The following is an 11,550-nucleotide window of genomic DNA, read 5'->3' on the forward strand; positions in this document are numbered from 1 at the left end:
ATGAAACTGCTCGTTACTGGGGGAGCTGGATTTATAGGCAGCAACTTTGTGATGTATATGCTTCGCACACATCCAGATTATGAGATCATCAATGTGGATTCTTTAACGTATGCAGGAAATCTGGAGAATTTACAATCCATTGAATCCAATCCGCAGTATCGTTTTATCCACGCAGATATCACGAATGTAGAACAGATGGAGCAGATTATATCGCAAGGCATCGACGTTGTCGTTAATTTCGCTGCCGAGTCCCATGTGGATCGCAGTATTGTATCGCCGGATATTTTCGTTCGAACGAATGTACTGGGCACCCAAGTTCTGCTCGATGCGGCGAAGAAATATCAGATCACCAAATTTGTGCAAGTGTCTACGGACGAGGTATATGGTTCTCTTGGTGCGACCGGTTTGTTTACCGAAGAGACACCGCTGATGCCGAACAGTCCTTACTCCGCAAGTAAGGCCGGTGCAGATCTCTTGGTCAGAGCTTACCATGAGACCTTCGGTCTGCCGGTGAATATTACACGTTGCTCCAACAATTACGGTCCATATCAATTTCCAGAGAAACTCATTCCGCTTATTATATCCCGTGCTTTGAATGATGAGGCAGTTCCGATTTATGGAGACGGTTTGAATATACGCGACTGGCTTTACGTTGAGGATCATTGCAGTGCAATTGATCTAGTTATCCATCGTGGACGGGTTGGAGAAGTATACAACATTGGTGGAAATAATGAGCGTACCAATCTCTATATTGTAGAAACCATTCTCAAGCAACTTGGCAAACCGACTAGTTTGATCCAATATGTACAAGATCGATTAGGGCATGACCGCCGTTACGGGATAGATCCGACCAAATTGACTACAGAGCTTGGCTGGCAGCCTGTGCATCATTTCGAAACCGGGATCAAAGAGACGATCCAATGGTATTTGGATAATAAAACATGGTGGATGCGTATCCAATCGGGTGCCTACCAGAATAGTGTGAAACCTCATGAAGACAATCAAATGAGTGAGCCAAATGAAATATAGAGTGATGGTGACGGGAGCAGCGGGTCAGCTAGGTCAGGATGTTGTAAGGACATTCCAGCGAGATGGCCATCATGTAATGGCTTGTGATAGGGAACAGATGGACATCACGAATCAACAGCAATGTACCAAGACTATTATATCGTTCAGACCTCACATAATTATTCACTGTGCTGCTTATACCGCGGTGGATCAAGCGGAGACGGATGAAGAAACGGCTTACGCAGTAAATGCAACAGGAACACGTAATATTGCAGTGGCAGCGGAAAAAGTGAAGGCCAAACTACTTTATATTAGTACAGACTATGTTTTTGATGGAACTTCCCGTGTGCCTTACCGAGAGTATGATATAACCAATCCACAAAGTGTGTATGGCCGATCGAAGCTAGCCGGGGAGCAGTTAGTGCAGAGTTTATGCTCACAATGGTTCATTGTACGGACATCATGGGTGTTCGGGGTATACGGTCACAATTTTGTGAAAACAATGTTGGAGCTCTTACAGAATCGCCCTGAGTTACAAGTGGTTCAAGATCAGATTGGATCACCAACGTACACTGTGGATCTTGCTAATCTTGTGAGCGTCCTCGCTCTAAGTGAGCAGTATGGCATTTATCATGTGTCCAACACGGGAACGTGTACATGGTATGAATTCGCCAAGGCGATTGCGGAAGAAGCAGCGAAGCAGGATGATTTTCATCTGAAGGCCACACTAATACCGTGTTCCACAGAGAAGTTCCCCCGGCCAGCTCCGCGTCCCTCCTATTCTGTGATGGATCATCTGGCGCTCCGGACGAACCGTTTACAATTACTCAGACCTTGGAGAGAAGCTTTGATTGCTTTTTTACAAGAGTTAAAAGATGTACAGAAGAATGGATAGCTCAGCCACATTCCTTCATTTAACAGTCGCCTATGGGCGGCTTTTTTGTTTGATACCTCTCATATCAGGGTAGTTAGTTACCAAAAAGCAATTGTGTATTCGCGTAATGCGCACAATCCTAATCCAGATGATAGATGACCAATCCGCTTAATCTTCTATACTATCACTCACTTAAGGAAGTGAATGCCCTATGAAACGCATCGCCGCAGTTCTTACATTACTTCTCGTTACCGTAGGTATGCTCTTTTTTGCCTATGATCGTCAGAGTGAGGAGCAACGGGAAGGCTTTACATCATACCGTTTAATTGCCCATGCCATGGGAAGTATTCGGGATCAACCTTACACCAATGCTTATGAGGCGATGATTGCGAATTACGAGAAAGGCACACGTGTGTTTGAAATTGATTTTATGCTGACATCTGATCGCAAAACAGTGGCTAGACATGAATGGACAGCGAATATGAGCAAAATGTTAGGACAGGATGAAGAACTTCCTGAAGAGAAGCAGGCAGAGCGACTGACGTATGATGAATTTATGAACACGCCAATTCTCGGCATGTATCAACCGATGGATGCAGAAGGCATCGTGGATGTGCTCGCCCATTACCCGGACATGTACATTGTGACAGACACCAAGGAGCAGAAGGACGAAGATATTAAGCAGGTTCTGCAATCCTTAGTGAATGCAGGTAAGAAATATGATTCTGAGGTGCTTGATCGCATTGTAGTTCAGATCTATAACGAGCCGATGCTGCAAACGGTGAAAGAGGTCTATGCATTTCCTTCCATTATCTATACGTTATATGCTACCCAGGATACAGAGGCTCAGGTGATCGATTTTGTGCAAAAGAACGATATTGATGCAGTAACAATGCCTGAATATAAGGTGAATCAGAACTTCGTCGCCAAGCTGAACAAAGCTGGAGCGGTTACCTATGTACACACTATCAATGATACAGATCAAGTAGCGAGCTATGAAAAATGGGGCGTGTACGGCGTCTATTCCGACATCCTGACCGAACAAGAATTGGAGCAGATGAACACAAGGTTTGCCTGGCGACCCTAATTGATGGTTGAGCGATTTTATTATTAAAAAATTACAGGTTACTCCTGAACATGTGGGGAGAGTCTGTAATTTTTTGTTCCCCTTTTTATGCGAACATTGACACTCACTCCCTGCTGACTTAGACTGAGTTTATAAGCTTGAAAAGGATACAGAAGAACCTCTGGAGGAATGTTCGTTGATAGACATGATTAAGCAGTGGAGACATGTTTTTAAGCTCGACCAGGATCGAGAAATATCAGATGAAGCATTGGACAAGGTATGTATGTCTGGAACGGATGCGATCATCGTGGGAGGATCTTCTGGGATTACGTATGACAACACCGTAGATCTCATGTCTCGTATTCGTCGTTATGAGCTGCCGTGTGTGCTTGAAGTATCCGATCTGGAGGCGGTCGTCCCTGGATTTGACGGTTATCTGATCCCCATCGTGCTGAATGCGACAGATAGCAAATGGATCATTGGACAGCACCAGCAGGCGATAGAGCGTTATGGTTATCTGATCCCGTGGGATTTGCTTATTGCTGAGGGGTACGTTGTGCTACATGCGAACTCCACTGTGGCACGACTCACCGGAGCGGATACCGAGCTAACGACAGAGGCTGCCGTTGCTTATGCTCAGGCTGCGGAGCGATTGCTTCACCTGCCTATTGTATACATGGAGTACAGCGGTACGTTTGGCAACATGGAACTGGTTGGTGAGGTGCACAGACAACTGGATCGGGCACATCTTATCTATGGCGGCGGAATTGATACGGCGGAGAAAGCAGGACAAGCTGCTCAAGTTGCAGATACCGTTGTTGTAGGGAACATCATTTATAGTGATTTACAGAAGGCGCTGGAAACTGTGCAGGCTGTGAAACAATCGGTTTAAGCGGTTTAGTTTACCATTCCCCCACATCCCTCTTCGAATCTGTTAAAATAGAACTTTGCCCTTTATAACTTAGTAATATCGCAATTAGGGGTTTCAAACCTCTTTCAACAATTGCATTCACGATTTATGTTTCAGACAGAAATGTAGATTGAGGGGCGATTTGAGAAAACGAAGTGTCCCTTTTTACAACTGAAAAGTTACTACAGTTTTCTGGTTTTTTTTACCTAACACCAAAATATAAGGATACGATGTTTACACCCGAACGGAGAGTGCAGAAGCGATCTGGAGAAACGAAGTGTTCGTATTTATCACCGGATTTTCCCTTTGACAAAGGGGATCAAAAAATCTGGGGATAACGACGATCGGAAGATGCTACTGCACTCGGAGTGACAAGTGTAACCCCTAGCACCCTTTATAAGATTAATCAACGAAAGGAGCATGCATGCATGCAACCTATTAATATACATGATGCCGTGGCACGGCTTAACACCCCACAGCGACAAGCCGTCGAGGCGACGGATGGGCCGCTGCTGATTATGGCAGGAGCGGGAAGTGGTAAGACCCGAGTGCTTACGCACCGGATTGCCTACCTTATCGCAACACGCAAAGCACCCCCTTGGGGCATTCTGGCAATTACCTTTACGAACAAAGCAGCCCGGGAGATGCAGGATCGGGTATCCCAACTCGTAGGTGGCTCTCAAGGCCGCGACATCTGGGTATCCACATTCCACTCCATGTGTGTGCGTATTTTGCGCCGTGACATTGAACGAATCGGTTTTACACCTAACTTCAGTATTTTGGATTCATCTGATCAATTATCTGTTATTCGTAGTTGTATGAAGGATCAGAATATCGATACGAAGAAGTTCGAACCCAAAGCGGTTCAGGCGATGATGAGCACAGCGAAGAATGAACTGATCAGTCCTGAGCAATATGAGAAGCAAGCAGGCGACTATTTTGAGGGGATTGTGGCGAAGGTATATACGATGTACCAAAAGCGCTTAAGAGCCAACAACTCGCTCGATTTCGACGATCTCATTATGGCGACGATTCAACTCTTCAAAGAAGTGCCGGAAGTTCTTGACTTCTATCAGAAGAAATTCCAGTACATTCACGTGGACGAGTATCAGGATACGAACCGTGCACAATACATGCTCTGCCGCATGCTTGCAGACAGTCACCACCGCATATGCGTAGTAGGGGATAGTGACCAATCGATCTATCGCTGGCGCGGCGCGGATATCAGCAACATTTTGAACTTTGAGAAGGACTACCCAGAGGCACAGACGATTTTGCTGGAGCAGAACTATCGCTCAACCTCTAACATTCTGAATGCAGCGAATGAAGTGATCGGTCTCAACACCGGACGCAAACCGAAGAAACTGTGGACGGACAAAGAGGGTGGTTCCAAGATTAAGGTTTACCGTGCTGATTCCGAGCATGATGAAGGTTACTTCGTGACCTCCGAGATTAGTAAAAATGTGAAGAACGGCAAATCCTATCAAAACCACGCCATTCTGTATCGTACCAATGCCCAGTCCCGGGTAATAGAGGAAATTCTGATCAAGTCGGATATTCCGTATCAGATCGTCGGCGGCATCAAGTTCTATGATCGTAAAGAGATCAAGGATATTTTGGCTTACCTTCGTTTGTTATCTAACCCGGACGATGATATCAGCCTCACTCGGATCATTAATGTGCCGAAGCGTAGCATTGGGGATACAACGGTTGCGAAGCTTGCGGCGGCTGCCGGTGAGCGTGGAGTTTCCATTTTCCGTGTGCTTCAGGTTGTGGACGATCTTGGTTTTGCAGGTCGGACGCGCAATGCGTTAGTGGAGTTCTATGATATGATCGCTGCATTGCACCAGATGGTAGAGTATCTGTCGGTAACTGAACTGACGGAGAAGATTCTGGAGATGAGTCAATACCGTATTGAGATGCAAAATGAGAATACACTCGAATCACGTGCACGGCTGGAGAATATTGACGAGTTCCTGTCTGTAACGATGGAGTTTGAGAAAAATAATGAAGACAAAACGCTCTTGTCATTCCTCACTGATCTCGCCCTGATTGCGGATATCGACAGCATGAACGATGACGAAGAGGATCAGAGCGATGCGGTGACTCTGATGACAATGCACAGTGCCAAAGGTCTGGAGTTCCCTGTTGTCTTTATCGTGGGTATGGAAGAAGGAGTCTTCCCACATAGCCGAGCCTTTATGGATAATGAAGAGCTGGAGGAAGAACGCCGCCTTGCTTATGTAGGTATCACCCGCGCGGAGGAGCAGTTGTTCTTGTCGTGTGCTCAGATGCGGACGTTGTTTGGACGCACAACGGCGAATCCACCGTCCCGATTCCTTGACGAAATTCCGGATGAGCTAAAAGAAGATACCTCGATCGCACGTGACCGTTATCGTCGTGGTACGAACACAGGGGGGTCATATGGTGGACGTGGACTAGGCTCCAGCGGTGGAAGTAACTTTGGTGGTAGTGCGGCTAAGCTGTTCGAACATCAAAGCCGGAGTGGTTCTTCCGCTAGTGCATCCTCACCAACTTCCCGTGTGACTACAAGCACCTCACGTCCAACATACGCTACGCCATCATCTGCTTCCAAGCCTGCGGCTTCGAATAGTGAATCAGGTTTCAAAGCAGGGGATAAAGTGCAGCACGGCAAGTGGGGAACAGGCACAATCGTTGCGGTAAAAGGTAGCGGTAATGATACCGAGCTGCAGATTGCATTCCCGGCTCCAGTTGGGGTGAAGCGTCTGCTTGCTGGTTTTGCACCTATTACCAAAGTAGAATAAGTCAAAAAGTGCGTGTTCAAAAAGGTCGGTTTTCAGTACCGAGAAGATGGGATGAAGATAGAAATGGAGTAGCGGAGCGTAGATTAAGCTACGTGAGCAACGGACATTTCGGCTGAATCCCATATTCGAAGCTAAGATGCCGTCAGGCATCCTTCGTAATCAAAAGCGGACTTTTTGAACAACCTCTAAAAGAGAATATTATCTATAACCTTTAGCTGGATCTATCCGTTCTGGTTCAGGTTATAATGAATTCTCTTATCTCCTATCTAAGTTGCATGAATTCGCGTCAGGGAATTATGAAGTCGATTCAAGAGCGAACGCAGAGCCATGCTCTGACGTTCGTTCTACATATATATTTGACATATGATCACATAAAGTTCGAGTTAAGATTAATATAACGGAGGGATGGCCCTGTATGGACCCAATGAACCGGATGGAGCAACTCGTAACTGAGCTGAACCAACATAACTATCAATACTATACGATGGATCAGCCACAGATCAGCGATAAGGAATATGATCTTTTGTATGACGAACTGGTCTCACTGGAGCAAGAGAGTGGTATAGTATTGCCGGACTCTCCGACACAGCGGGTCGGTGGAGAATTGCTCAAAGGCTTCACACCACATCGACATCTATCCTCACTGTGGAGCTTGGACAAAGCTCAGAACATTGAACAGCTTCGAAATTGGCATACACGTGTATTGAAGTTAGTGAACGATTATAATACCAAAAATCCAGATAAACCTTTGCCGGAGCCAGGCTATGTCATCGAGCTGAAGTTTGATGGGCTAACCTTGAATCTGACTTATACCAATGGAGAATTGGTACAAGCTTCTACACGGGGGAACGGCTCCGTAGGTGAAGGGATTCTGGCTCAGGTTCGAACCATTAAATCCGTACCGTTTAAAATTCCTTACACCGAAGGTACCCTTGAAGTTCAAGGAGAAGGAATTATGAATCTTTCTGTCTTGGAACGATACAATGAGACTGCAGCCGAGCCACTCAAAAATGCGCGCAACGCCGCAGCAGGAGCACTCCGTAACCTGAATCCTAAGACAACAGCAGAGCGTCGTCTGAATGCTTATTTTTATAACATTGGATATTCGGATAACGTTCAGTTTTCCACGCATCAGGAGATGATGGATTTTCTCAGAGAAAATCGCTTCAAGGTGAACCCGTCCATTACTTATTTCCAGGAATTCGATGATGTGATGGAGCAACTGGCTGCCATTCAAGAGAATCGTGGACAGTTGGATTATTTGATCGATGGAGCAGTTATCAAACTTACGGATATGCGTACCCGTGAGATACTGGGGTACACAGATAAATTCCCACGCTGGGCTGTCGCATACAAATTCGAGGCTGAAGAGACAACGACTGTTCTAAAGGCCGTAGATTGGAATGTTGGACGTACCGGGAAGGTCACACCACTGGCGCGTGTGGAACCTGTTGAACTTGCGGGAGTTACTGTACAGAACTGTACGTTGAACAATGTGGGTGACATTGAGCGGAAAAATCTGAAGTTTGCATTGGGCGCAAGAGTATTTATCCGTCGTTCTAATGATGTTATCCCTGAGATCCTTGGTAAGGTGACGGAGGAGAGCGACGGCGAAGAGATTGTATATCCAGAACACTGCCCGGCATGTGGTTTTCCTTTAGAGCAGCGGGGAGCTCATTTGTTCTGTAATAACAAGACGGCGTGCAAGCCGCAGACTGTAGCTCGTATTTCCCATTTTGCTTCGCGCGACGCCATGGATATCGAGACGTTCAGTGAGAAGACAGCGATCCAGCTGTATGATGAACTGAATGTACGTGAGCCGGCAGATCTATATACGTTACAATTTGATGATCTAGTGAAGCTTGAGCGTTTTGGTGAAAAGAAGGCGAGTAACCTGCTGGCAGCGCTGGAGCAGAGTAAAGACCGTGACCTTGCATCGTTCCTGTACTCACTAGGTATTCCGAACACGGGCAAGTCAACAACACGTATGCTCGCCGACCATTATCGTGATCTGCATGCAATCATGAATGCAACGGTGGAGGAACTTATTGAGCTTCCTGATGTAGGTGGTATAGTGGCTGAGAGCATCGTCAATTTCTTCGCTGATCCGTTCACACAGGCGGCTATTGAGAAAATGCTGGATCTAGGGGTGAAAGCGCAAGCGCCGGAAGCACCTGCAGTTGTTGTGGAGGATTCCTTCTTCAGTGGCAAAACGGTTGTCCTTACTGGGACGTTACATCAATTGACGCGAGATGAAGCTACGCAAAGGCTTGAAGCCCTGGGTGCAAAAGTGACAGGTAGTGTGTCGAAAAAGACAGACCTTGTCATCGCTGGAGAGAAAGCGGGTAGCAAGCTGGCTAAGGCACATGATCTCGGTATTCCTACGATTGAGGATGAAGATGAATTGGTTCGCCTGTTGAACCTATAAGTAAATGTTATGAACATAACGCTGATGATCAGGTTATGACGTTACAAATAAAGTGGCGGCATAGGCTAGCTGTAATTCATGAATATAAATAAGACCGAATGGCACGATCATGTGCTACTCGGTCTTTTTTTATAGTTTGAACGAAAGGAAGGAAGGAAGTACACTTGCCACCAAGTATTAGCATATCATCCTGTCACAGTTATTCTATTTATTCTATGTGTGTTCCAATCCCTCTTTTAAAGAGGATCTCGTGAAGGATAGGTGTTTGCTTTCGGTGAAGTTTGTTGGCATGAAGCTTGGAAGCTAACCCTCCAACCAACTACTGTCCTTATCGTTCACTGAGTGAGGAATTACTTCAAGCTGCAACGTTGAGATAATGAGATCAACAGGCTAGACAAGCTTGCAGAACTATTAAAGGCTAGGAGTTCGTGTCTTTGACCCCGGGAGCCATGCATCCTTATCATATCCGCGCTCTTCCCAGTATCCAATATGTTCGCTGTCAATCAGTTCGATTCGATTGAGCCATTTCACCGATTTATAAGCATACATTTGAGGAATAACCAGGCGAACCGGACCACCCAGATCTGCTGGGATTGGTTTACCATCATGCATGACAGCAATCATAATATCATCCATTTGGGCTTGCTCTAACGTGATTGCATCTGTATACACTCCGTCTCCAGAATAAAACTTGACGCTATGTGCTTCAGGTTTCACACCGGCGTGAGCCAGTAACTGTTTGAGGGTGATTCCTTCCCAAGTGTTTTTGTAGACAGACCACCCCGTAACGCAGTGGAAGTCGCTGACCTGAACCGTACGGGTGAGCTTCACAAACTGTTCCCAGTTCCAGATCTGTCCTCGTTCAACTAAGCCATCAATTCGGAATGACCAGTTTTCATTGGAGAAAGAGGGAATCGGAGTGACCGTATACACTCGAAAATGTCCCTCTGCGCCTCCGCCGATTGGAGGGGAAGAAGCAGACATGGGCTGAGGTAAAGGAACCATGCGATTGGGATCATTCTCCAACATAGAATCGATACTATTTTTCATATTTATATTACGCCCAATCCAAGATACAAATGTAGGTCCGAGCGTAACGGTGAGTCCCAGACCAACAGCAGAGCGAATGAAAGCTCGTCGCGTATATACAGGTTGAGGTTTACCGGTATCGTTTAGTAATTCGTCCCTAGACGTTATTGTAGGATCGAAGGAAGATGATGATGCTACATAAGTGTCTTGATCTGAAGGAACAGGTGAGCCTGATTGGATCTCATTTTGATCGGATGAACTCGTTCTAGTCGTTACCGCCCTGCGTGCAGGATCCTTCAACCATTTCGTGCGGGTGATCGAATGGTAGATAATATAGGGTAGTCCAATCCAAGTTAATAGATCATGAGTGAGTAATGCAGCATTCGACATCTTCGGACCGGCGAGCTTGAACTGCCATAACACAATACCTGAGATTAGCCAGCCGACGAGTAGTATAAGAACTACAATTGTGTTTGCACGTTGCCATGGCCTGTTTCGAAGCTGCTTCCAATGCTTACCTGCCAAAATCAAATAGTATACGACAGGCGCTAACATGGCCAAACCAACAACAATGTGGATCCATTTCAACCATACACGTCCAATGCCCAGTAACTCTCGCCAAAAGCCTCCAACTAACATCAAGCCAGTAATGGCAAGGATGACTACAATCCAAGCATTCCATGCATGAATGGATACGAGTTTTTTGCCATATCCTTTGCGCACACGTTTCAGCCATCGATTCAAATGCGATCACCTCACCTAATTTAATTCGTAAACTTTCTCATGTTTCTTCTATACATAAAGAAGTAACTAATGACCGCAGCTACGTTAAGAGCGATCAACATATTCATTTTTATATACCTCATTATAGAAGCTTTGGATCACTTTCTTCAAATACTCTCAACGTAGAAAGCTGATGCTGAATTAAAGATTTCCAGAGGGGGAAATAACAAGTATAATCATAGACTGGTATATCCTATGGCTGCCAAAAAGCGGGAAGTTTCAACATTACTCTGATGGGTATGTAAGCGAACTGTGCTTAATAGAAATTATAAATTCGTTGTTATACGAATCGTGATGATTATAAACTAATATATTTCAAAAAATGCTTGCTAAATAAATGTGAGCATGATATATTATTTCTTGTCGCTTCGGACGTTGAAATGTTGAAAACATTCGAACGGTGACGAAAAAAAGATTGACACTAAGTCGATCGGCATGATAAGATATAATTCCTGTCCGACTGATGATTCGTTACAGTAACGGGCAACAAGTTCCTTGAAAACTGAACAAATGGAAAGTAACTTTTGATTTACAATGAATCGTCAGATTCAAAATGAGCTAATCGCTCTTTTCAATACTTTATTGGAGAGTTTGATCCTGGCTCAGGACGAACGCTGGCGGCATGCCTAATACATGCAAGTCGAGCGGACTTGAAGAGAAGCTTGC

At 45.5% G+C, this 11,550-nt stretch carries 7 protein-coding genes and 1 rRNA gene; 7 read left to right on the forward strand and 1 reads right to left on the reverse strand.

Annotation, left to right across the window (positions count from 1 at the left end; all coding sequences use genetic code 11):
* The 6 genes from rfbB (at window position 1) to ligA (ending at window position 9,072) form a co-directional block, all read left to right on the forward strand.
* Window positions 1-1,029, forward strand: coding sequence for a dTDP-glucose 4,6-dehydratase (gene rfbB / locus M3636_RS18495; RefSeq protein WP_251383518.1), 1,029 nt, complete (start codon window positions 1-3; stop codon window positions 1,027-1,029).
* The gene (rfbD, locus tag M3636_RS18500; protein WP_251383519.1) at window positions 1,019-1,903 is read left to right on the forward strand and encodes a dTDP-4-dehydrorhamnose reductase; all 885 of its coding nucleotides are present in this window, start codon (window positions 1,019-1,021) and stop codon (window positions 1,901-1,903) included. Before rfbB ends, rfbD begins: the two co-directional genes overlap by 11 nt.
* A 190-nt stretch (window positions 1,904-2,093) precedes the next feature.
* A complete protein-coding gene (locus M3636_RS18505; RefSeq protein WP_251383520.1) occupies window positions 2,094-2,969 on the forward strand; it encodes a phosphatidylinositol-specific phospholipase C/glycerophosphodiester phosphodiesterase family protein in 876 nt (291 codons plus the stop codon).
* A 175-nt stretch (window positions 2,970-3,144) separates the two neighbouring features.
* On the forward strand, window positions 3,145-3,840 hold the full coding sequence (gene pcrB / locus M3636_RS18510) for a heptaprenylglyceryl phosphate synthase (RefSeq protein WP_251383522.1): 696 nt from the start codon (window positions 3,145-3,147) through the stop codon (window positions 3,838-3,840).
* A gap of 446 nt (window positions 3,841-4,286) precedes the next feature.
* Window positions 4,287-6,644: a DNA helicase PcrA gene (pcrA, locus tag M3636_RS18515; protein WP_251383524.1), complete on the forward strand. Its 2,358-nt coding sequence runs from the start codon at window positions 4,287-4,289 to the stop codon at window positions 6,642-6,644.
* A 415-nt stretch (window positions 6,645-7,059) separates the two neighbouring features.
* On the forward strand, window positions 7,060-9,072 hold the full coding sequence (gene ligA, locus M3636_RS18520) for an NAD-dependent DNA ligase LigA (protein WP_251383525.1): 2,013 nt from the start codon (window positions 7,060-7,062) through the stop codon (window positions 9,070-9,072).
* 411 nt (window positions 9,073-9,483) lie between these two features.
* On the opposite strand, the gene M3636_RS18525 is transcribed toward ligA, so the two are convergent.
* Window positions 9,484-10,845: a molybdopterin-dependent oxidoreductase gene (locus tag M3636_RS18525; protein ID WP_251383527.1), complete on the reverse strand. Its 1,362-nt coding sequence runs from the start codon at window positions 10,843-10,845 to the stop codon at window positions 9,484-9,486.
* 618 nt (window positions 10,846-11,463) lie between these two features.
* Between M3636_RS18525 and M3636_RS18530 the strand changes: the two genes are divergently transcribed.
* Window positions 11,464-11,550 (forward strand): 16S ribosomal RNA (locus M3636_RS18530); the annotation flags it as partial.

Origin of the sequence: Paenibacillus sp. MER 99-2 (assembly GCF_023714095.1) — a bacterium.
Classification (GTDB): domain Bacteria; phylum Bacillota; class Bacilli; order Paenibacillales; family Paenibacillaceae; genus Paenibacillus.